This is a genomic window from Bacillus fonticola (genome assembly GCF_012955605.1).
In the GTDB taxonomy this organism is placed as follows: domain Bacteria; phylum Bacillota; class Bacilli; order Bacillales; family JC228; genus Bacillus_CG; species Bacillus_CG fonticola.
Genome location: NZ_CP052135.1, coordinates 1,137,764 through 1,160,362 on the forward strand (window position 1 = coordinate 1,137,764; position 22,599 = coordinate 1,160,362).

Consider the following 22,599-nt stretch of genomic DNA (forward strand, 5'->3'; position numbering starts at 1 on the left):
GGGGTTTATAAATTATTCGTAGCGTTCACCTAGAGGTTTAAAAACGGGTCTTTGGTAAGCAGGGGCGCGTCTTCCTTGTCTAGGACCGTTAGTAGGAGTTTTTTCTTTCATTCCTGTGTATTTCTCTAAGAGGACCTTCGCTTCTGATAAATTTAGAGCCGATTTCGGATTGCGGACAGATGTTTCTAGTTGACCTAAGTGTGGTAACGTCTGAAAATCTTCTTTCGTTGGGGGTACGTGAAAAGTGTAGTTCCCACAACGGATGAGGCAGTCGGATTGCTGTTTAGCGAACCGTGGATTACGAGAAAAATGTAAACCTACTTTCTCCGCTTTTCCTTCCTTTAGCAGCTTTTCGATGGTTCTTTGTTTAAGCAAGTATAAATACTTCGGGTTAATAGCGGTTTTCGCGTGGCGGTTCACGGTGAAGATCGCCTGCGTGAGGTTGTCCACAGTAAGGGGTTTAGTTGGGTGTGGGCGATGGGATGATTCGTGTCCCATTGCAACGCTCCTTTCTCCTTTTTAGAATATTTGTCCACTTCATTGTACAAGAAGATTTCCAGAAAATCCATACAAAAAAGTAAGATGAGGCTAGATAGACAAAGAATCTAACCTCAGAAGGTTTACATTTACCAATGTGGTCTATATGGAACAGTAGGCCCGTAGTACGGATACGGAGGGTAGTAAGGTGGTCTGTAATAGCCTCCCCCGTATAACCATGGTGAAACTAGCAGTGGCCCGAGCGCTAATCCTGTGACAAAGGGAAGAAACGGAAAATAGCGTTCATTGTTACGGGGGTGTGTTGTACGGTAAGGTATATACATCGGGTGCACTTAGGCTCCTCCTCTCTAAAATATCTTTCTCTTGCCAACTTTGAAATTTTGTCAATAATAGTGTATGGAGGAACGGAGCGAATTGGCGCATGTCCTCCGTAACGTACAAAAAAACGGGCGACTGACTAGATGGTGATGGGAAAGTGTCATAGCTATTCACAGAAGGAAGGAATGGAATGAGATTATATGTAGCCTTTTTTTTAGCAGCCGGAGCGGGAGCCGTGTTGCGAGATGTGTTCTCGATTTTTCAAGTGGGAACTTTCCCGTTTGCGACTTTATTTATTAACGTACTTGGCAGTTTTGTGATTGGCTTTTTGTCAGTGTGGCTTCTTTCTTCGGCTTCACGCTTTATATGGATGACGGGCTTTTGTGGAGGCTTTACGACGATGTCTACGTTCTCTTTTGAAGTGGTGGGTCAAATGCGCGCAGGTGAATGGGATACGGTATTCTTATATGTAGTGGGCACGATTTTCCTTGGATTAATCGCAGTGTATGGAGGACAAAAACTAGCGAAATCTTTCCAAGTTGTTGAACAAGAGGGGGAAGTGCAATGAGTATACTGCTCGTTTTCATTGGAGGGGGCATCGGATCGATTATTAGACATGGCCTGATTCAACTTGTGAAGAGGCGCTCATTTCCGAGTGAAGTAGGTACCATTGTTGTCAATCTCCTTGGCTCATTTCTTTTAGGAGTAGGCGTCATGGTGTTCACTGGCGTATGGGAGACGTTTTTTCTAATCGGTTTCTGTGGTGGCCTGACAACCTTTAGCTCATTTGCCTTAGACATTGTGCAAAGGAAATCTTTGCAGACGACCGGATTACGCTTTGGGTACGGGGTTATCTCTGTAGGTGGAAGTATAGGGATGTTACTGCTTGGCACGTGGATTGGTGGGGGAGCCGAGTTGTACTAATGATTAGTAATTTCCATTTCATCTAAAACCACCGATCAACACTTACTGATTTGAAGTTAGGGTGGATAAACCGGCGGATAGAACGCGGAAACCGCAAATTGAACACCGAACCGGAAGCTAGACCCGCGGAACCGGCTCATGGGTGAGAGAATCAGCTCAAAAGCCAGGTTTACAAAATAAAGACTGCCTAGAAAATTTCCTAGGCAGTCTTTTAGTGCGCGTTCAAAAAGGAGGACAAAAAGAGCCGGGAAGTTCGAGGAAGCGCAGTCTCCGAGCACCGGAGCGTATGTGTGAATACGTGAGGAGCGGAGGAGCAAGCTGACGAAGAAATTCGACAGCTATGTTTCCCGGACTTTTTGAACATCCTCTTTTAGGCTTTTTATTGTTCGCTACCCTCTACTAGGTAGGATTCAATGTCGTCCAACACGAGGTTGGCTGCGATAACGCCTCCTGCTGTGTTCCAGATGGCGTCACTCACTTTATACACTTTCCCAGACTTGGCGACTTCAAGGTTTTTGAAAAGGGGGTCGTTTATCCACTCTTCCTCGACTGAAGTCGCTTCGCCGTCACCTGTTTCGTAAGTAAAGTAAAACATGACGTCGCCTTCCATCGCAGGGATCCGTTCTTTCGTTACCCCTTTCTCAGCGAAGTCTTCTTTATCTTGTTCCGCAGGTCTTGCCATTCCAAGTTGTTCTAATATGACGCCCGAGAAAGAATCTTTGTGGTAAATGCGTACATCTTGTCCTAAAAAGCGAACGACAGATACTTCTTGATTGACACTCTCGCCTAATGCTGTCTGAATGTCTTCAATTCGTGTGTCGTAAGCGTTTATGACTTCTTCCCCTTCTTCCTGCTTATTTAACGCCTCAGCATACAAAGTGAAGTTTTCCTTCCAGTTGCCACGAAGCGTTTCGGCAAATACGGTCGGTGCAATTTTACTTAACTGTTCGTAGCTTTTTTCTTGGCGCATTTTGTTTCCGATAATCAAGTCCGGTTGTAATTTGGCGATGGCTTCTAGGTTGAGCTCACTTTCAGTACCGACAATTTCTACACCTTCCATGTCTGCGGCAATGTGGTCAAACCACTCACCGTCAGCTGACCAAGATTGAACGGCACCGATGGGTGTGACTCCCATAGAAAGGAGTGCTTCTGTTCCTTCATTTGTTAGGATGACGACTTTCTCTGGTGTGCCTTCAATCGTTGTTTCTCCCATTGCATGTTTGACCGTGTAGCTTTCTTCACGGGTTGCTTCGTTACTACTTCCTTGTGTGTCAGGCTCATTATTAGCCGTTCCGCAACCTGCAAGTAATAGTAACAAAGATACAAATCCGACAAAATACCAAAGCGTTTTCTTTCGCAAATTTTTCTCCTCCAAGCTCATTATAAATGAAAATCATTATCATTATTCACTCATTATAAATTTTTCGCTAGTAGTCTGTCAATGCTATTTTGAAATTGATTCTCATAGTCATTGACGACGATTCAATTGATAAGTAGACTAAAAAAAGAGAATGGAGAGGAGACACGATGCGCCAAATTCAACGCCACCCAATTCTATTACTGATCGTATGTACTGTTATCTTACTCATCGCTATGCTTATGAGTATTGTGCTAGGTTATACAAATACGTCTTTGTCTATGACGATAGACTCATTTGTTCGTTTTGATGGGTCAAATGAACAAATTATTATTCAAGAATTACGTATACCGCGATCGCTTATCGCTGCAGCTGTAGGAGCGAGTTTAGCGATGGCTGGCGTTCTCATGCAAACTCTTACAAATAACGCACTCGCTTCCCCTAGCATACTAGGAATCAACGCTGGAGCTGGGTTTGCGGTCGTCTTTGCCGTTAGTTTTTTTCAGGTGACTCATTTACAAGCTTTTGCCTGGATTGCTTTTTTAGGCGCAACCGTAGCCGGTGTAACGGTTTACGCCATTAGCTCGATAGGTAGGGAAGGACTTACCCCAATCAAAATTACGCTCGCTGGCGCAGCAATGGCCGCCATGTTTTCCTCGTTTACGCAAGGAATTTTAGTATTAAGTGAGTCAACGCTCGAACAAGTCCTCTTTTGGTTAGCTGGTTCTGTACAAGGCAGGAGTATTGATATTCTCTTGTCAGTGCTTCCTTACTTTGTTGTAGGGTGGTTAAGTGCTTTCTTGTTAGCAGGCAAATTGAACGCGCTCGCTATGGGAGAAGACGTCGCCAAAGGATTAGGAGTTTCTACAGGGGTTGTAAAGCTGGCAACAGGTGTCGTTGTCATTTTACTGGCGGGTGGAGCAGTGGCAGTGGCAGGGCCCATCGGTTTTATTGGGATCATCATTCCACATATCGCCCGTAAGCTAATCGGTATCGATCATAAATGGTTGATCCCACTTTCTGGACTTCTCGGAGGAATTCTCCTTACTATTGCTGACGTAGGAGCACGCTATTTGATTATGCCTCAAGAGGTTCCGGTCGGCGTGATGACTGCGGTTATTGGGACTCCTTTCTTCATTTACGTAGCAAGAAAGGGGTTGACGGCAAAATGAAGTACATCCGTATTCGCTTGCTAAAAGAAAGACTCTCTTTTCTAGTAGAATTAAAATCATTATGGATCATCGGTATATTACTTGCCATGACGATGGTCGCTATCCTTATAAGTGCTGGATTGGGCGATGCGAGAGTTTCTCCACTGCAAGTTGCCAATGTTTTGTTAGGAGGAGGCGATGATTTCAACAGACTGGTTGTGCTGGATTTTCGAATGCCTCGTATTCTCATTGCCCTATTCGTCGGCATCGGATTGTCCGTAGCAGGCGCCATTTTACAGGCGATGGTTCGGAACCCACTTGCTTCACCAGACATTATTGGCATTACGGCCGGAGCGAGTCTGTCTGTCGTTGCCTTTCTTGCTTTGTTTAGTGACGAAAATAACTCATTAACCGTAAGCATCCAGTGGCTTCCGGTTGCGGCGTTTATCGGGGCGTTGGTTGCCACAATACTCGTTTATGTATTTTCGTGGAAAGAAGGAGTTGCCCCATTGCGGCTCATTCTAATTGGAATTGGAATATCAGCCCTATTAGATGCGTTTAAAACGATGTTTATGATTTTAGGACCCATCTACCAAGCGAGCCAAGCGAACATTTGGATTACGGGTACAGTGAATGGTTCAAACTGGAGTCAGGTCGTCATCATCGCCCCGATCATCATTGCCTTATGCGGGATTGCCTTTTTCTCTGCTCGCCATTTAACCGTCCAGGAACTCGGAGATGATGTGGTCATCGGACTTGGCAATAGGTTGCAGCAACAGCGCCTTCTGTTGCTATTAGTAAGCACAGCTCTCGTCGGAACAGCGGTTGCCTTTGCAGGAGGAATTGGGTTTGTGGGATTGATTGCTCCCCACATGGCAAGAAGAATTGTCGGTTCGTCATACGGTGCTCTGTTACCAACCTCTGCGTTTTTAGGTGCTCTGCTCGTGATGGTTGCTGACTTAATTGGTCGGACACTGTTTTTACCACTAGAAGTACCAGCAGGTGTATTTACAGCCGCCATTGGTGCTCCTTACTTTATTTATTTGCTGACGCGATCGAAATAGTACGTCAGGTCCTTACTGTGATAAGGGCCTTTTACTTTTTCAGAGATATACTTCGAAAAACAAATAGGAAAGCTTGACGGCAAATGACAGACGTGTGTAAACTTGAAAAGTAGTTCATAGGGTGTACTATAAATTCATAGTTCATAGGGTGAATAATTCGTATACAAAGGAGTGACCGCACATTGAATGAACAAACATTAAAGAAGTTTATAGAGCAGTATGCGACAGTGCACGTGTTTGCAGTGAAGCACATCTCTGAGTTGATTACAGAGACGTTGGAGGAGGTTAGTTTTGAACAATTTTGCCTGCTTAGACAGCTTGTAACAGACGGTCCCTTGCGTCCAACCGAATTAGCGACGCAATTAAGAGTCAACAAAAGTGCGATTACAGCCAAGCTTGATCGACTTCAAGCAAAAGGGTACGTCGATCGCAAGCGAGACGCCAAGGATGGAAGAGTGTATACAATTAGCATTACTTCAGAAGGGGTAAGGGTTCATGCGCTGGCTCAGCAAAAGGTTGAGGAATTTGTAGGCACGTATATACAGGAGTTAACTGAAGATGAGCTCCATTCCTTTTTAGCCATTTATGAGAAAATTTTACGAGTAATTGAAAAGAGAGGAGACAAAGCATGAAGCGTTTACTTACGTGGAGATGGGGATTTATTTGCATGTGGATCGTTGTCGGCGTTCTCCTGACGATACTAGCCCCTTCCATGCAAAATTTAGTAAGAGAACAAGGGCAAATTTCAGTTCCAGAAGGGTATCCATCTTCGGAAGCCAGGGAGCTTTTAGAGGAGCATCAAGGTGAAGAAGAGGGTGGGGATGCCCTTATTGCTGTGTTTACAAAAGAAGAGGGTCTTACAGCAGATAATCGTGCGGCGATCCTAGCGACATTAACTTCTTTGCAAAAAAACGGCAACGACATCCGCCTACAATCGTTGACAAGTTCTTTAGATGGCGAGGAAGTGGCTTCGCAATTGGAAAGTGAAGATGGAACGACCATGTTAGCGATGGTGACGGTGGATGACGCCACAGAAGAGACTGTCAAGACGTTACGTGCTCAGCTCGAAACAGATGGGGTGGAATCGTACGTAACCGGTGAGCGCTTGATCAATGATGACGTGATTTCCAATTCTGAAGAAGGTTTAAAAAAAACAGAGTGGCTAACGGTAGCATTTATCCTCATCGTGTTGTTAGTCGTTTTTCGCTCCTTTGTGGCACCACTTGTCCCATTACTAACAGTGGGTGTGACATATATCGTCAGCCAATCGATCGTAGCGATTTTAATTGATCAGTTTTCATTTCCTGTTTCGACCTTCACACAAACGTTCATGGTAGCTATTCTTTTTGGGATCGGAACAGACTATTGTATTTTGTTGTTGAGTCGTTATAAGGAAGAACTAGCAAACGGACTGTCCACGGACGAAGCGATCCTTGTGACGTTTCATCACGCTGGAAAGACCGTTTTATATAGTGGTATAGCCGTTTTAATTGGCTTTATTTCGATCGGATTTTCGCAATTCTCTTTGTACCAATCTGCCGTAGCAGTAGCTGTCGGAATCGCGTGTTTATTAGTCGCTTTATTCACCCTTGTTCCGTTTTTCCTCAAAGTAGCAGGCAACCGCTTATTTTGGCCTTTCTCAGGTCAAAGTGGTCATGGGGAAAGTCGTCTTTGGAAGGCAATTGGGACCTTTTCAACAGGGAAGCCACTGCTCACACTGCTGTTCATGGCCATTGTCCTCGTGCCAGTGTTGTGGAGCTACGACGGTAATTTATCCTTTAATTCGATGGATGAAATTGGCGATGATGTGGAATCTTCTTATGCGTTTCAAGTGATTAGTGACCATTACGCACCTGGAGAAACGTTTGCCACACAAGTCGTGTTGGAGACGAGTGAATCTTTTCAACAAGCAGATTGGCTACCGTACGTAGATGAGTTGACTAGCAATCTAGCAGTCGTTCCGGGTGTGGATCGTGTCCGCAGCTTGACTCGTCCACTCGGTGAAAGTTTAGAAGATTTGACGCTTCAAGCGCAAATGGGTGAAGTGGAGTCAGGATTATCTGATGGGAGCACTGGCCTTGGGGAGATTACCTCAGGTCTTCAGACTGCCCAAGATGAGCTAAGTGATTCGCAACCAGAACTGGAAACGGCTGTCTCTCAGCTTAGTCAGCTCGTGTCTGGAACTGGTGACGTTCGCTCCGGTGTTTTAGCTTTGCAAAATGGTTTAGAACAGTTATACGAAGGTGGTCGTCAAGGCGTAGAAGGATCACAGCAATTAGCGCAAGGCCTCTCTGTACTTGAAGAAAGTGCAGCCGAATTAGCGGTAGGTGCCGAGCAACTTGCAGTGGGCATCAGTCAAGCGACAGAAGGGTTGACGACGTTGTCTACGCAATACGTTTCGATTGCGGACAACTTTGAAGAAATGACAAACTCTGCAGTGACACTGTCAGAACAACTTGCAGAAGTTGAAGAGCGTTATCCTGAATTGGAACAAGATGACTCGTTCCAACAAGTAAAAGAAGGACTTGCGTCGCTAGCAAGACAAATGGAAACAGCACGAAGAACCTTTGTGGCTGTCAACGAGCAATTGCAGGCGGTGAATACTTCTTTGCAGGAAGGAGCAACACAACTTGCTACTTTTGCAGCCGGACAGCAACGTATGTCTGAAGGACTAGCGCGTGTCACTGATGAACTAGGAGCTTTCCAAGCGGGGTTAGAAAACTTGTCTATTGGTCAAGCGGAGATCATCGCACAGCTTCCTCAGCTCGCAGAAGGACTAACGACCATTTCTTCAGGACAGCAACAATTTCAAACAGGCATGGCTGGCTTACAAGGAGACTTAGCGCAATTAACGAATGGTCTGGAAGAGAGTGTGAGTGGGATGACGCTCGTTCGTGACGGACTGGAAGAAGCGGGTGGCTACTTACAAGGCGTCAGCGATCAACAAAGCCCTTCATACGTCTACGTACCTGAAGACGTACTGGATAGTGAGGAAGTTCAACCACTTTTTGACCAATACACCTCACCAGATCGAAAGCTCATGACTATGGACGTTGTTTTGCAAGAGGATCCGTACAGTGAGGAAGCAATGGCTATTATCGCTAATATAGAGGACACAATCAAAGTGTCATTACGTGGCACCCCTTTTGAAGACGCTAAGGTGGCAATAGGTGGCGTAACGAGTGAAAACGCCGACTTACAAGCCGTTTCATCTGCAGATTATGTCCGGACGATTATTTTTATGACGGTGGCGATCGCAATCGTATTATGGCTGTTGTTTCGCTCTATCGCACTTACCCTTACTGTACTTGCATCGCTGCTCGTGACGTACTGGACCTCTCTTGCCGTGGCTGAGTGGATATTTACAGCAGGAATGGGCTATCCAGGCCTTAGCTGGACGGTACCTTTCTTTGGATTTGTCATGCTGATGGCGCTCGGTGTAGACTACTCTATTTTCTTGTTAGAACGAATGAAAGAGTACAAGGAGATGTCACCAACAGAAGCGATTCGACTTGCACTAACCAAAATGGGCGGTGTCATTTTGAGTGCCGCTGTTATTCTTGGAGGAACGTTTGCTGCGATGATTCCAAGTGGCGTCCTATCACTTCTACAAATAGCAACCGTTGTGTTGACAGGTTTGTTGTTGTACGCAGTTGTCTTTTTGCCGCTGTTTGTACCTGCTGTTATTGCGTTTATGAATCGTAAATCTCGTAGTGAAACGGATCATGTTTCTACCTCCACATCAATCCAAGGGTGAATTTTGTCGATATTTAGGAAATTCCTCTAAAGATGTGCGGTCTTTGTACGATATAACGAGTACGAAGACAAAAAAGTCCTGATATTTAGGGGTTTGAAGGTAAAGGATGATTGGATGGACCAGTTGAAGCATCGGAATGAAGCTTGGCTACAAGCTTCGTCAATAGAACAAGATGTGGAAAAGTTGTTTTTTGACATCACCTTCAAGCACATAAAAGACATGCTTTTTGTTATGAAGGTAGAACGAGGTCTAGTTTTTCGTTACTTGTTTGCAAACGAAAGTGGACTGCAACGTACAGAGTTAACATTAGAAGATATGGGTTCTTTATTGCAGGAAGCCCTCCCAGAAGAAAAAGCAAATGAGCTACAGCAACAATACGAAAAGGTGTGTAGAGAAAAAAGACCCGTTCAATATCGTGATCTGAACGTATACGCAGATTGGACTTTTTATGGAGAAACCATCCTCACCCCTGTGTTTAATGAGCAGGGGGAGGTATACACAGTCGTTGCCGTCACACGGGATGTGACAGAAACGGTGTTAAGGGAAGACGCATTAGCTGAAAATGAAGAACGGTATCGCTCCATGTTTGACCACAATTTAGATGCGATTCTTTCGCTAGATAAAGACGGTGTGATCATTCAAGCGAACCCCAATGCCCATGCCCTTCTTGAACAGTGTAAGAACGCTTTAGTAGGAAAATCAATTGACGAACTGATGAATGCACAGGATTATGTGACATTTTCTCGCCATTTCGAACAAACATTGCACGGAACAGCTACCGAGAACTTCGATTGTCGTTTTCATCATCCGTCCAACAAAGAAATAAATTGTCAGTACAAGATCGTTCCCATCATCGTGAAGAAAGAAACGATTGGTGCGTATTTAATTTTCCGTGATGTGGAGCCACAAATGGATCAAATCCGAAAAATTCGTCATATGGCCTACCATGACCAGCTAACGGGTCTATACAATCGTAAGAAGCTGTTGATTGACATGGATCGCACGCTAACAGAAGATGCTATTCGTACACAACGATTTGCCATACTGACGATAGACTTAGATAGGTTTAAATATTTCAATGATACGTTTGGCCATTCGGCTGGAGATTTGCTTCTTCAAACGGTTGCCGATCGTCTGCGGAGTGTTGTGTCGGAAGAGGCTGTTGTATATCGACAAGGCGGAGACGAGTTTATCCTGTTTATGTTCAACGCTGACAAAGACCAGACTACACGCACAGCAGATCGTATATTAGATGCGTTCCAAGAGCCATTTGTTCTTGTGGGTCAAGAAACGTATGTAACCCCGAGTATGGGGATAAGTTTGTATCCGGAAGACGGGGACGATGCGGAGATGCTGTTAATGCGTGCTGATGCCGCCCTCCATCGCGTTAAGCAAAAGGGAAGAGGCCACTATCAGTTTTATAAATTGAATATGTCTTACCCGATGGCAAACGTTGTTTCTATGGAGAGTCACTTAAGAAAAGCGCTTGTGAGGGGCGAATTTGAAATACACTACCAGCCCCAAGTGAACTTGCTGGATGGAAAGATTTCGAGCTTTGAGGCACTGCTAAGGTGGCGGAGCCGTGAACTCGGAAATGTGTCACCGGGAGACTTCATTATGCTTGCAGAAGAAACAGGCTTGATTTTACCGATTGGTGATTGGGTATTTGAAGAGGTGTGTCGCCAGCTAGCAGAATGGAAGAGGAGCGGATTTGAACCGGTGCGTGTCGCCGTCAATTTATCACCAAAGCAATTTCAACAACACGACTTACCGCAACGGATTGAAAGAAAATTAACTAAATACAACATTGATCCAGGGAGACTGGAAATTGAAATTACAGAAGGCGCCATGCAAGACACGGAAGAAACGATCCAAATCCTGCATCGCCTAAAATCAATCGGCTTAACGATCTCAGTAGATGATTTCGGAAAAGGATACTCATCGTTGAATTATTTAAAACAATTCCCACTAGATATCTTAAAAATCGATCAATCTTTCGTACGAGAAATTCTCACAGATAAGAAAAATGCAGCCATCACGACGACAATCATCCACTTAGCACAGGCACTAGGTTTGGAAGTGATTGCCGAAGGAGTAGAACTAGTCCAACAAGTCGATTTTCTACAACAAGCAAACTGCCAAAAAGCACAAGGATTCTACTTCAGCCGCCCATTACACGCGGATGAGATTCAAGAGCAATTTTTGTTATATGCGACATAAAAAAACGGAAGTCAGTTGAGCAGATATCCGCGAACAGGGGAATATATCCGCGGTCAGAGGAATATATCCGCGGTCAGGGGCAGATATCCGCGGTCAGAGGAATATATCCGCGGTCAGGGGCAGATATCCGCGGTCAGGGGAATATATCCGCGATCAGGGGAATATATCCGCGGTCAGAGGAATATATCCGCGGTCAGAGGAATATATCCGCGGTCAGAGGAATATATCCGCGGTCAGAGGCGGATATCCGCGATCAGGAGAATATATCCGCGATCAGGGGAATATATCCGCGATCAGGGGAATATATCCGCGAACAGGGGAATATATCCGCGAACAGGGGAATATATCCGCGATCAGAGGAATATATCCGCGAACAGGGGAATATATCCGCGAACAGGGGAATATATCCGCGAACAGGGGAATATATCCGCGAACAGGGGAATATATCCGCGAACAGGGGAATATATCCGCGATCAGAGGAATATATCCGCGATCAGAGGCAGATATCCGCGATCAGAGGAATATATCCGCGGTCAGGGGAATATATCCGCGATCAGGAGAATATATCCGCGATCAGGGAGCGGGAATCCGTCGAATCAATAAAAAGGTGAGGGGCAACTTTTCGCCCTCTCACCTTTTTTCCTTATCTAAAGTAAAAAATGTAAGCTCAGGTCTGGCTAGAAAACGAAATGGCAGTCTTGTTGTGCCTAATCCTCGATTTACATATAAGTAAAGAGGTTCGCCCTCTCCCACCTCGTAAGATCCTTCATAATATTCCTCAGCAAGTGGAGGCTTTACTAGTGCTCCAACGAACGGAAGTTTTACTTGCCCACCGTGACTATGCCCACTTAGCTGAATGTGAAAGCCAAATCGCTTCGCAGCAACCGCGACGTCTGGAGCGTGACTAAGTAATAGGCGGAATCCGTCACTTGGCATGTGGTCAGCAACAGCCTTAATGTCTGGACGTCCTAGCATCGCGTCATCGAGACCACCCATCCAAAAAGAGGTGCTGTTTGCATCGATGCGCACCGATTCATTTTGAAGTAAAGAAAACCCACTTTGCTGCATAAGCTGCGCATACAAGTCCGTTCCATAGCCACCATGGTCATGGTTGCCGTAGATGGCAAAGGTGCCGAGCGGAGCAGACAACTTTTTTAAAATAGGAACCACTCGTTCGGGATTGTCGTACTTGTTAGGTTCATCTAATAAATCACCTGTAAATACAATGAGATCGGGTTGGTAATCGGTAATCCGCTCTACAATGTTCTCAAGTTCTTGAAGAGTGTACTGAAAGCCGATATGAGTGTCGCTAAATTGAGCAATCGTCATTCCGTACAAGGCGGGAGGGATTTGTGGATGAGAAAGCGTCCGGTTGGTCACCTCTACCCACTTTGGCTCCAACTTGTTAGCGTAATTATATCCACCAGAACCGATGGCTGCCGTCGTGCCAAGCGTCCATAGCGTGCGTTTTAAAAAAGACCTGCGCGAGAGTTTCTCTGACATGGTGGAAGTCCAACCTTTTCTCGTTTTCCCTATCCTAACACAAAAGGAGGGAGAGGTGGGAGGAGTTGAAGCCGCTAGTTTGTTGTCTTTCCGGAGATATTTTTAGAAACTTCCTCCACCCTTTCAATTTTTTATTGCGTTAAACAATCTGGTTATGTTTTGATTAGAAAAAGGAGAGTGTGGCAAATGACAAATAAGCAGCTGGAAATTTTGTTAATTCCTAGTGGAGTCGGCCACATCGTTTGTACGTTTAAAGGGTTTTCTTCCCATGCAGGACGCGGCCGGGTCGATGCTAGATTACTAGATGTGGATGTAACATGCTACGGGTATGATAAGGAACGAACACTCATGCGCACCCTGGCAAAGCTACACCAAGCCATAGCAGACCGAACAAACTAGGGTAATATTCATTTTAATACTTAGAGGGGTGACGGGGGAAATCCCGCACCCTCTTTTTGATTGCCCCGAAAATTCCGCGAGAAACACGCAGACTCCTCGGAGAATGCGCAGACTCAGCGGAGAATACGCAGACTCAGCGGGGAATGCGCAGACTCAGCGGGAAATGCGCAGACTCAGCGGGGAATACGCAGACTCAGCGGAGAATGCGCAGACTCAGCGGAGAATACGCAGACTCAGCGGGGAATGCGCAGACTCAGCGGGAAATGCGCAGACTCAGCGGGGAATGCGCAGACTCAGCGGGAAATGCGCAGACTCAGCGGGGAATACGCAGACTCAGCGGGGAATGCGCAGACTCAGCGGGGAATGCGCAGACTCAGCGGGAAATGTGCAGACTCAGCGGGGGATGCGCAGACTCAGCGGGAAATGTGCAGACTCAGCGGGGAATACGCAGACTCAGCGGAGAATGCGCAGACTCAGCGGAGAATACGCAGACTCAGCGGAGAATACGCAGACTCAGCGGAGAATACGCAGACTCAGCGGAGAATACGCAGACTCAGCGGGGGATGCGCAGACTCAGCGGGAAATGTGCAGACTCAGCGGAGAATGCGCAGACTCAGCGGGAAATACGCAGACTCAGCGGGGAATACGCAGACTCAGCGGGGAATGCGCAGACTCAGCGGGAGAATACGCAGACTCAGCACCAGTTCCCCCTAAGATTACGTTCCGCAGTCTTAATCATTACGGTGTCCCATTATACGAAACGGCACGGGATTGCATCGCCTTCCATGTTTGTTCAAATTGTTTTCGGTTAACGCGGACGTTCTTTTTGCCTGATAGTGGGTCGTTAATGTACACAAGGTCTTTTGTGTAGCCAACGAGAACGACTGCGTGTAGATCGAGTGGTGTGTGTAGTACTTTGTTTCCGACTTTCCAGCTTTCCGGGCGGTCGGGTGTTTTGTAATCGCCTGTAGTCCAGACGACAACGGGGTATCCTTTGCCGACGTGATCGATGATTGCAGAGAAGTTTTCTCCAGTCAAATTCAATGCGGGCACGTAACGATTTACGAGTGCTTCTATAGGCTTGTCAAAGACAGCATACCCGGGTGTTTTTCCAGTCATGTCCCCGATAAATCCATTTTGCGGATCTCCCCACCGAATGATATTTCCATTTCGTTTGACGAGCGGTGTAGTATCTTTTTCGACCTGTCTATAAAGCTCCATTTTCCCAACGGATACGCCTGCATATTGGAGCATCATTGCTGTCGACGTGACTTCGCATCCGTAACGGAGTTCAGGGTTTTGCAAGATTAGCGGTACATCGAGTGCCTTTTTTTCTGGGGCAGGCATGTCAACAGGCATTCCTTTTGCCTCATCTTCAGGTAAGATTGTCGCATTCGTTTCGTCTTGACAGCCAAGAAGACAAATAGCGGCAAGGAGCAAAATAATTGCTTTCATAAGCCCTCCTCCTTACTGGTTAGTGTGTGTGTTGAGCCGTCTGCTTATTAGCAATAAAGCATAGAAGTAGTTGTACGAATTTGGCAGTCCATTTGACGCATAGCTGCACACAAATTAGCTAAAAGTAACCTACATTACACATGTAGTGAAGGAGGCGTTCGCATGAGTATTTTTATGATGATTTTGTCTATAGCTGCTGTAGTCATCGCTATCTTTTCGCTTGTTTACACGTTGTCTGTGGCGAAAAGTCAAAAATCATTGAAGGGCGATTTGGATTCAGAGATCTCACAAGAAGTACAGGAGCACACATACGTTCGAAATCCTGTTTTTTTGGCGTTCATAATTGCAACGGTACTCATCCTTGCATTCATTATGTACACGGCCTATATAAGCCCGGCTTAATGGTGACTAAGGAGCATTTTCGAATCCGAAGCATTTCATGAGATGCTCCCTTCCGAACGCAAATAATCCCTACGTTTAGACAATGTTCAAATCATTCGCTTTCAAATTGTGTCACTTCTGCTCACAATCCGTCACTATTTTGCGAACGATTCCGTCAATTCGACGTTCTTTCGTTGATACAATAAGCATATGACAGGTGAAGGAGCGGTGTATGATGAGCAAAATTCGTCAATCTGTGGTTGGATGGTTGTGTATTGTTCTTCTGATCACGACTTTTAGTTTTGCAAATCGAGTAAATGCTAGTGAAGGGGACGTGGATCACGCTGCGCTAACGAAAAGGTTGGACGAGATACGTGATGTGCAAATTTTGCTTACGGAAAAACCGCGTGAAATGGACGAAATTTTTTCGATTTTAGGAGATGTTCTTGCGCCTGATGTTAGGAAAACGTTTATTGAGGAGCATGTCCGGTATGTAGAAGGACAGTACATGACGTTTGGTACAGATTTTGGCTATGGATATGTGCCGTTTTTCACTGAGAACGCCAAAGTAATCAGTGTCGATGGGGGATCAACGGTATACGTGGGGGAAACGTTTTCAGGCGATTTTTATGCCGGTTCTCCTCTTTATGCAGTCGAGCTTTCACAAAGCGTGACGGGGGAGTACGTCCTTTCAGATTATTTTCCAGGAAAAACGGGCGAAGAATGGGTGCAGGAGCAAGGCACAGGTGAAGCCTTACAGGAACGCGAGATCGAGGCAGCAACCGACCGCAAAGCCAAACCCGAACCAGAACCAGAACCAGAAACAGAACCAGAACCCAAACCCAATCAAAATCAAAATCCCGATTCTCGTGAAACAACGACCAGTAGCATTTGGGGAAATATACAAGAGCGGTGGAGCGATTGGTTTTCAACTACATTCTCCGCATTTCGTGTGTTGAGCTGGTTCGTTTAAGTTTGAGGATTCCCTAAGAATAACTGTTGTCTTATTTGCGGACACTTTACATGAGGTGATCATGATGATGCCACGTGTGAAGTGTCCGCGTTGCTTTCAAGAAGAAGAGTTAAACAAAGCATTAACCGCTCAGTCTAATCAAAATGTTATTTTCCATTGTCGTGGGTGTGACTATGAAGTGAAAAATATTGAAACAGATAAAGGACGATTCAGACAAGGGTAAATTGTGATACACTAGAAGTGGGTAAATAAGTGAACCTCCATTGTATGATGGATACCTGAACAGATCTGCTTTCAACGGGCGTGTGGCATTTTTTGTCACTGTTAGTTAGAGCGGGATAAAGGGGGGAACGTTCGGATGGTTTCTTTCCAACTGAACGAATCACTAGATACATACACTTCTGTTTTACTTGTTCCTGAAGATCGTGTCGCGCATGTATTGACAGGCTCTACGTGCGCGCATGCGCTGTTGCTGTTAACGAAAAGTGGGTATACAGCTTTTCCTGTACTTGATTTCTCTAATCGTGTTGTAGGAATCGTGAGTTTGCCTTTGATCTTGGAAAGCATGGTCGAAACGAGTGGCTGGAACGAAGAAAAGTTATACGAACAAAAGATCGAGGCCGTAATGGATACCAAGGTCCCTAAAGTAAAAAAGACGGATCGAATGAAACGTATCCTGAAATTGCTAATAGACCATCCATTTTTATGCGTAGTTGATGAAGAAGACCGGCTAGCGGGCATTGTGACACGCCGTTTGTGGTTTCAACTTCAGGTACATGAGAAAATGTCGAAGCCGTAAGTAGACAATCAAAGCGTTTTTTCAAAAGATTGGCTCCTAAACGGGGTCAATCTTTTTTTGTGGAGAAGGGGAAGAGTTGAGAAGACTGCTTGATGGTGCTCGTGAACGTTTTTTGTTAGAGGAGAGGAAAACTTTTGAGTACACAAAAAGTAACGAGACGACCACTCGTGCTAGCTTGCGTCATGCTGGCGATGTTTATGGGAGCGATAGAAGCGACGATTGTGGCGACTGCTATGCCGGCGATTGCGGCAGATTTAGGTGACTTTTCTTTGTACAGCTGGGTGTTCAGCTCTTATTTGTTAATGAATGCCGTAACCGTTTTAATCTATGGAAAGTTATCGGACGTGTTTGGTAGGAAACCAATGATTACTTTCGGTATTATCGTGTTTTTAGTAGGTTCGATTTTAAGCGGATTAGCAGAGTCTATGACGATGTTAATCTTATTTCGTTTTCTGCAAGGGTTTGGTGCTGGGGCAGTGTTACCGATGGCGACTACCATTGTCGGAGATTTGTACACGAAGGAAGAACGGGCGAAAATTCAAGGGTACCTCTCCAGCGTTTGGGGGATTTCTGCTGTTCTAGGTCCGGCAATAGGTGGAATTCTTGTCGAACAGTTCAGTTGGGAATACGTGTTTTGGCTAAACGTTCCGATCGGACTTGTCGCCTTGGTCGGTATTCAAGTATTTTTTCATGAAAACATGCCAGTGCGAGAAAAACAAAAAGTGGATGTACCAGGTGCTGTTCTCTTGACTATAGGCCTCATAAGCTTTATGTACGTATTGGTTGAAGGTGGAGTCGGTTTTGCGTGGCTATCTGTGCAGGCGCTGCTTTTCATCGCGGTGGCTCTCGTCGCCATCACTTTATTTGTTCTAGTCGAGCGTCGACAGCCAGCACCCATCTTGCCGTTTTCATTATGGAAACGAAAATCTATCTTTATAGCAAATATGGTTTCGCTTACCACCGGAGTGATTTTGATAGGTATTTCCAGCTTTCTTCCTCCATTCGTACAAGGCGTGCTAGGCGCATCGCCGATTGTTGCCGGATTCACGTTAACAACGATGTCGATTGGATGGCCGATTGCTTCAACTGTCGCGGGAAGTTTGCTGTTAAAAATTGGTGAGCGTGCGACTGCCTGTATTGGAGGTGTATCTCTTGTGGTAGGGAGCTTGTTTTTTGTCCTGTTGAACGGGACGAGTAGCCCATTGCATGCGGCGGCTGGTTCCTTCTTTGTTGGAATTGGCATGGGATTGACGTCAACAGCCTTCATCGTCTCGATCCAATCTACCGTGCCTTGGCATGAGCGTGGGGTGGCGACGGCTGCGAACATGTTTATGCGCAGTATGGGAACGACAATTGGGGCAGCACTGCTCGGTGGAATCGTGAACAGTATCGTCATGCAAAAGGTCTCTACTTCCGATACAGAAACGCCGCTTACGGTAGATTCCATTAATTTGTTGTTGTCTGATGAAGTGGGTAGTAGTTTGCCCGCACAGGACGAACGGCTTTTGCTCGATGCGTTTACGAATGGATTGGATGTCGTCTACTGGATCGTACTTGGCTGTTCGGTCATCAGTATGCTTTGGATGCTAAGGCTACCAAGAGCGCACAAGCAAAAGGAGGTAGCGTAAATGCACCGATCAGAAGCAGAACTGTTAGTGGTATTAGCGCAAGAGAAAACGATGAGAAAAGCTTCTGAGCGTCTATTTGTTTCTCAGCCCGCCTTATCCCAGCGGTTACAATCGATTGAAAAAGATTGGGGCGCATCTTTATTTCTCCGTTCCCAACGAGGTTTAACACTCACACCAGCCGGAGAATACGTCATCGATTTTTGCAAGAACATGCTCAAACAGCAAGAAATGGTCAAAGAAACGTTAGCGAGTCTTGACACGGAAATTCACGGAACGCTAAAAATTGCGTGCGCAACGATCGTCGGTCAGCACTGGTTACCTGAGCGGCTCAAAACTTTCGTGACGTTGTATCCACAAGTGAAGCTCTCGTTGTTTACAGGGTGGAGTAGTGATATCGTCCGCTCCCTGTACGAAGACGACGCCCATATTGGCATCATAAGGGGACGCCCCGATTGGAAAGGGGAACGTATTCACCTGTTCCACGACCCGCTCTTTTTGGTCGACCAAACGATTACATGTGTCGAAGAGCTAAAAGAGACGGATAAACCGTTCATTCAGTTTAAAAGCGACTCCAACTACTACCAACAAATTCAAGAATGGTGGCATCGAACGTTTCAAAACGCTCCGCGAAAAACGATTGTCGTCGATCAAATTGAAACGTGTAAGCAGATGGCACTGCACGGCATTGGGTACGCCATTTTGCCTGAAATCACGCTACACGACGTAAAGGAAGATTTGCAAGTTGTCCCGTTGTTTAACGATGATGGTGAATCTTTGGGGAGAGACACATGGTGCATTGCGCACAAAACATCCCTAGAGCTGAAGCAAGTCGATGCTTTTTTGAAATTAGTAACAGATCAAAAAACACGATGAACATATGCTTACGGTTGTTAGCTCTTTCTCTCTCTGATACAGTAATGAATGAAAAGCACTTGATACATATGGAGGCGAACAACAGTGAAAATGATGGATGCAAATGAAATTATCTCATTCATTTCAAATAGTGAAAAGTCAACACCTGTGAAAGTCTACGTCAAAGGGGACATAGCAGGTATCGATTTCGGTCCTTCTGCCAAAACCTTTGTCGAAGGTGGCACAGGCGTTGTGTTCGGCGAATGGAAAGAAATCGAACAAGCGCTACAAGCAAATGCAGCGAAAGTCGAGGAATACGTCGTGGAAAACGATCGTCGGAACTCAGCCATTCCACTTCTCGACTTGAAAGGAATCAACGCACGTATCGAGCCAGGTGCCATTATTCGCGACCAAGTAGAAATTGGTGATTCAGCAGTCATTATGATGGGCGCTTTGATCAATATTGGCGCTGTCGTCGGTGAAGGTACGATGATTGACATGGGCGTCGTGCTCGGAGGACGTGCAACGGTTGGTAAAAATTGCCACATCGGTGCAGGAACAGTTTTAGCCGGTGTGATTGAGCCACCAAGCGCAAAGCCAGTGATCGTAGAAGATGATGTCGTTATCGGTGCAAATGCAGTTGTTTTGGAAGGAGTCACAGTCGGAAAAGGATCCGTAGTGGCAGCTGGAGCGGTCGTTATCGAAGACGTACCACCAAACACAGTGGTCGGAGGCACACCAGCGAAAGTATTAAAGCAAATCGACGAAAAAACAAAATCAAAAACCGAAATTAAGCAAGAACTACGGAAACTATAAGTGCGTGTTCAAAAAGGGGGACAAAAAGAGCCGAGAAGTTCGTGGAAGCGCAGACTCCAAGCACCGGAGCGTATGTGTGAATACGTGAGGAGTGGAGGAGCAAGCTGACGAATAAATATGACAACTATTTTTCCCGGACTTTTTGAACATCCTCTATAAAGGAAATTGGAACCCTCAGCGAACTTACTTTTTCGCTGAGGGTTTCCTTGCACGATCGAGGTATAGATTAGGCGCTCGGAATCGGCGTTTAGAACTTGTCCAAGTCCCAAACACAAGGAGGGAGAATTTTGGATACGCTAGCAAAGAAGGCCGTTACGTGGAGAAGAAATTTACACAAAATTCCCGAGATAGGATTTCACGAAGTAAAAACGCAGCAGTATCTCTTAGATCAGCTTCACGAAATGCCACAAGGGCGTATGCACATCCAGACATGGCGGACCGGTATATTTGTTTATATTCCTGGTGTAAACCCTACAAAAACAATCGGTTACCGTGCTGACATGGACGGTTTACCAATTGAAGAGCAAACAGGGCTTCCGTTTGCTTCCGAACACGAGGGGTTTATGCACGCTTGCGGTCACGATATGCACATGGCAATAGGGCTAGCCACTGTTCACTATTTACTTGAACAGCCGATCGAAGACAACGTTTTAGTACTTTTCCAACCGGCTGAAGAAGGTCCTGGTGGTGCTGAGCCAATGATGGAGAATGAATGGTTTCAGCGCTATCGTCCTGATGAATTGTACGCACTTCACATTGCCCCAGAATATCCTGTAGGAACGGTAGCGACGAAGCAGGGGCTACTGTTTGCCAACACGTCTGAGTTGTTCATCGAGCTCACCGGAAGAGGTGGACACGCGGCTTATCCTCATTTGGCAAATGATATGGTCATCGCATTGAGTCACCTCGTTATCCAACTACAAACGGTCATCTCAAGAAATGTCGATCCGCTCGATGCAGCCGTGATTACAGTTGGGAAACTGCAAGCTGGGCGCATACAAAATGTAATTGCCGAGCAAGCTCGATTAGACGGAACGATACGAACAAGATCTGCTGAAACGATGGCGCTAGTGAAAAAGCGAATTGAGGCAATCGTCCAAGGAATAGAAGCGGCTTTTAACTGTAAAGCGAAGATTGATTACGGCTGTATGTACCATCAAGTGTGGAATGCGAAGGAGCAGGCAGAGGCGGTGTTGGATGCGGCTAACGAGACTAGTGGCGTGCAAGGTGTGCTCGCAAAAGAAGCGATGACTGGAGAAGACTTTGGCTATATGATTCGGGATATCCCTGGTTGTATGTTTTGGCTAGGTGTCCAAAGTGTCCATGGCTTGCATGAAGCAAAATTGGATCCGAATGAAGCGGCCATTTCCGTAGCCATTCAGACGCTGCAGAAGCTATTTCAGCAAAGAGGCAACCGTTGACGACAAAATAAAAACACCATTTGGAATCGGTCCAAATGGTGTTTTCATTTTTAGCCGCGTGAAACTTCTTTTTCTTCGTTCGGTTTTTGAATAAATACTTGATGTGGGAACGGAATTTCAATGCCATTTGCATCCAATGCCTCTTTGATGGCTTTCCGTAGCTTTCGTTCGACGCCCCACTGCTCCATATTTTTCGTTTTGGCAATAATGCGTAGGACGACATCTGAAGAACCAAGGCTTTGCACCCCGATTACGTTTGGACCTTCCTCTATCGTATCCTCCTCAGCCGCGATTTTGTCGCAAACGCTTTGCATGATGTGGATGGCTTCATCGATATTGTCGTCATAGCTAATGCCGATATCAACTAGAGCACGCATATTGCCCCGGGAATGATTCGATAGGCTTGTAATTTCTCGATTTGGAAGGTAGTTCAAGGTCCCGTCGAACGAACGAATTTGTGTTGTCCGTAGCCCCACTTGCTCAACAATTCCAGAATAATTGCCTGTCGTCACATAATCCCCAATATCAAGTTGTTTCTCTAGTAAAATGAAGAAACCCGTCACAACATCACTTACTAAGCCTTGTGCTCCGAACCCAATGGCAAGTCCAACAACCCCGGCTCCTGCAAGAAGTGGAGCAATGTCATACTCAAAGAGTTGTAAAATGGTAACGAAGAAAATAAAGATCAGTACGTATGAAAATACATTTTTCGTGAGTCCTTCCAAAGTTTTTGCTCGATTGACGCTGACGTCATGTCGTTTTGATGCTCTATCAAAGCTTTTGGAGATAACGCGGTTTCCGACTGAGCGAACGACGAGAAATACGATATAAATTCCTATAATCTGTAAAATAAGTAAGCCAGCATCAATAAACAATACTTCCCAGTCAAAATTCCCGAAATTCAAATTGCTGATTGCTCCTAAATACATCCTTCATCCATCCTTTCATAACAACAAGTCCAAAATTCATTATGCCTATTATTTTATTCCCACTTTTCCATGTGATAAACTACTATTACATACAAATCAGTATGAGTACAGTATCAAATACAAGAACGAAATGCCAGTTTCGTCATACTGTTTT

23 protein-coding genes are annotated in these 22,599 nt (G+C 45.5%); 17 read left to right on the plus strand and 6 right to left on the minus strand.

The window, feature by feature from the left end:
* Window positions 1–12: 12 nt before the first annotated feature.
* Window positions 13–498 (minus strand): YkyB family protein, encoded by a 486-nt coding sequence (locus HHK01_RS05600; RefSeq protein ID WP_170006802.1) that lies wholly within the window; start codon window positions 496–498, stop codon window positions 13–15.
* A 128-nt stretch (window positions 499–626) separates the two neighbouring features.
* The gene (locus HHK01_RS05605) at window positions 627–830 is read right to left on the minus strand and encodes a hypothetical protein (RefSeq protein WP_407646936.1); all 204 of its coding nucleotides are present in this window, start codon (window positions 828–830) and stop codon (window positions 627–629) included.
* Between the two features lie 176 nt (window positions 831–1,006).
* Here HHK01_RS05605 and HHK01_RS05610 point away from each other — a divergent pair, with 176 nt between their 5' ends.
* Together HHK01_RS05610 and HHK01_RS05615 are read left to right on the plus strand one after the other, a co-directional pair.
* Window positions 1,007–1,384 (plus strand): fluoride efflux transporter FluC, encoded by a 378-nt coding sequence (locus HHK01_RS05610; protein ID WP_170006803.1) that lies wholly within the window; start codon window positions 1,007–1,009, stop codon window positions 1,382–1,384.
* On the plus strand, window positions 1,381–1,740 hold the full coding sequence (locus HHK01_RS05615) for a fluoride efflux transporter FluC (RefSeq protein ID WP_170006804.1): 360 nt from the start codon (window positions 1,381–1,383) through the stop codon (window positions 1,738–1,740). The genes HHK01_RS05610 and HHK01_RS05615 overlap by 4 nt, the downstream gene beginning before the upstream one ends.
* Window positions 1,741–2,119: 379 nt before the next feature.
* Here HHK01_RS05615 and HHK01_RS05620 read toward each other — a convergent pair whose 3' ends face one another.
* On the minus strand, window positions 2,120–3,100 hold the full coding sequence (locus tag HHK01_RS05620) for an ABC transporter substrate-binding protein (protein WP_228027670.1): 981 nt from the start codon (window positions 3,098–3,100) through the stop codon (window positions 2,120–2,122).
* Between the two features lie 167 nt (window positions 3,101–3,267).
* On the opposite strand from HHK01_RS05620, the gene HHK01_RS05625 reads away from it, so the two are divergent.
* The 6 genes from HHK01_RS05625 to HHK01_RS05650 all read left to right on the plus strand — a co-directional run bounded on the left by HHK01_RS05625 (window position 3,268) and on the right by HHK01_RS05650 (window position 11,892).
* On the plus strand, window positions 3,268–4,269 hold the full coding sequence (locus HHK01_RS05625; protein ID WP_194241284.1) for a FecCD family ABC transporter permease: 1,002 nt from the start codon (window positions 3,268–3,270) through the stop codon (window positions 4,267–4,269).
* Entirely contained in the window at window positions 4,266–5,312 is a 1,047-nt protein-coding gene (locus tag HHK01_RS05630; protein WP_170006806.1) for a FecCD family ABC transporter permease, read from the plus strand. Before HHK01_RS05625 ends, HHK01_RS05630 begins: the two co-directional genes overlap by 4 nt.
* A gap of 182 nt (window positions 5,313–5,494) precedes the next feature.
* Window positions 5,495–5,944, plus strand: coding sequence for a MarR family winged helix-turn-helix transcriptional regulator (locus HHK01_RS05635; protein WP_170006808.1), 450 nt, complete (start codon window positions 5,495–5,497; stop codon window positions 5,942–5,944).
* Window positions 5,941–9,069, plus strand: coding sequence for an MMPL family transporter (locus tag HHK01_RS05640; RefSeq protein ID WP_170006810.1), 3,129 nt, complete (start codon window positions 5,941–5,943; stop codon window positions 9,067–9,069). The genes HHK01_RS05635 and HHK01_RS05640 overlap by 4 nt, the downstream gene beginning before the upstream one ends.
* Before the next feature lie 93 nt (window positions 9,070–9,162).
* Window positions 9,163–11,289, plus strand: a complete 2,127-nt coding sequence (locus HHK01_RS05645; protein WP_170006811.1) for an EAL domain-containing protein — start codon at window positions 9,163–9,165, stop codon at window positions 11,287–11,289.
* A gap of 15 nt (window positions 11,290–11,304) precedes the next feature.
* Window positions 11,305–11,892: a hypothetical protein gene (locus HHK01_RS05650; protein WP_170006812.1), complete on the plus strand. Its 588-nt coding sequence runs from the start codon at window positions 11,305–11,307 to the stop codon at window positions 11,890–11,892.
* A gap of 27 nt (window positions 11,893–11,919) precedes the next feature.
* On the opposite strand, the gene HHK01_RS05655 is transcribed toward HHK01_RS05650, so the two are convergent.
* Window positions 11,920–12,792 carry a metallophosphoesterase gene (locus tag HHK01_RS05655; RefSeq protein ID WP_170006814.1) on the minus strand — a complete coding sequence of 291 codons (873 nt, stop codon included), beginning with the start codon at window positions 12,790–12,792 and terminating at the stop codon, window positions 11,920–11,922.
* 186 nt (window positions 12,793–12,978) lie between these two features.
* Between HHK01_RS05655 and HHK01_RS05660 the strand changes: the two genes are divergently transcribed.
* A complete protein-coding gene (locus tag HHK01_RS05660; RefSeq protein WP_170006816.1) occupies window positions 12,979–13,191 on the plus strand; it encodes a hypothetical protein in 213 nt (70 codons plus the stop codon).
* Window positions 13,192–13,929: 738 nt separating this feature from the next.
* On the opposite strand, the gene HHK01_RS05665 is transcribed toward HHK01_RS05660, so the two are convergent.
* Entirely contained in the window at window positions 13,930–14,646 is a 717-nt protein-coding gene (locus HHK01_RS05665) for a C39 family peptidase (RefSeq protein ID WP_170006818.1), read from the minus strand.
* Window positions 14,647–14,808: 162 nt separating this feature from the next.
* On the opposite strand from HHK01_RS05665, the gene HHK01_RS05670 reads away from it, so the two are divergent.
* From HHK01_RS05670 to HHK01_RS05705, 8 genes are all read left to right on the plus strand, one after another.
* Window positions 14,809–15,048 carry a hypothetical protein gene (locus HHK01_RS05670; protein WP_170006819.1) on the plus strand — a complete coding sequence of 80 codons (240 nt, stop codon included), beginning with the start codon at window positions 14,809–14,811 and terminating at the stop codon, window positions 15,046–15,048.
* A 211-nt stretch (window positions 15,049–15,259) separates the two neighbouring features.
* Window positions 15,260–16,000 carry a DUF3993 domain-containing protein gene (locus HHK01_RS05675; RefSeq protein WP_170006820.1) on the plus strand — a complete coding sequence of 247 codons (741 nt, stop codon included), beginning with the start codon at window positions 15,260–15,262 and terminating at the stop codon, window positions 15,998–16,000.
* Window positions 16,001–16,061: 61 nt separating this feature from the next.
* On the plus strand, window positions 16,062–16,223 hold the full coding sequence (locus HHK01_RS05680) for a hypothetical protein (protein ID WP_170005847.1): 162 nt from the start codon (window positions 16,062–16,064) through the stop codon (window positions 16,221–16,223).
* 135 nt (window positions 16,224–16,358) lie between these two features.
* Window positions 16,359–16,799, plus strand: a complete 441-nt coding sequence (cbpB, locus tag HHK01_RS05685; RefSeq protein WP_170006821.1) for a cyclic-di-AMP-binding protein CbpB — start codon at window positions 16,359–16,361, stop codon at window positions 16,797–16,799.
* 182 nt (window positions 16,800–16,981) lie between these two features.
* Window positions 16,982–18,427, plus strand: coding sequence for an MDR family MFS transporter (locus HHK01_RS05690; RefSeq protein ID WP_170008674.1), 1,446 nt, complete (start codon window positions 16,982–16,984; stop codon window positions 18,425–18,427).
* Window positions 18,428–19,300 (plus strand): transcriptional regulator CcpC, encoded by an 873-nt coding sequence (locus HHK01_RS05695; protein WP_170006823.1) that lies wholly within the window; start codon window positions 18,428–18,430, stop codon window positions 19,298–19,300.
* Window positions 19,301–19,384: 84 nt separating this feature from the next.
* Window positions 19,385–20,095: a 2,3,4,5-tetrahydropyridine-2,6-dicarboxylate N-acetyltransferase gene (gene dapD / locus HHK01_RS05700; protein WP_170006825.1), complete on the plus strand. Its 711-nt coding sequence runs from the start codon at window positions 19,385–19,387 to the stop codon at window positions 20,093–20,095.
* Between the two features lie 287 nt (window positions 20,096–20,382).
* Window positions 20,383–21,516 (plus strand): N-acetyldiaminopimelate deacetylase, encoded by a 1,134-nt coding sequence (locus HHK01_RS05705; protein WP_170006826.1) that lies wholly within the window; start codon window positions 20,383–20,385, stop codon window positions 21,514–21,516.
* Between the two features lie 50 nt (window positions 21,517–21,566).
* On the opposite strand, the gene HHK01_RS05710 is transcribed toward HHK01_RS05705, so the two are convergent.
* Entirely contained in the window at window positions 21,567–22,445 is an 879-nt protein-coding gene (locus tag HHK01_RS05710; RefSeq protein WP_170006827.1) for a mechanosensitive ion channel family protein, read from the minus strand.
* Between the last annotated feature and the right edge of the window lie 154 nt (window positions 22,446–22,599).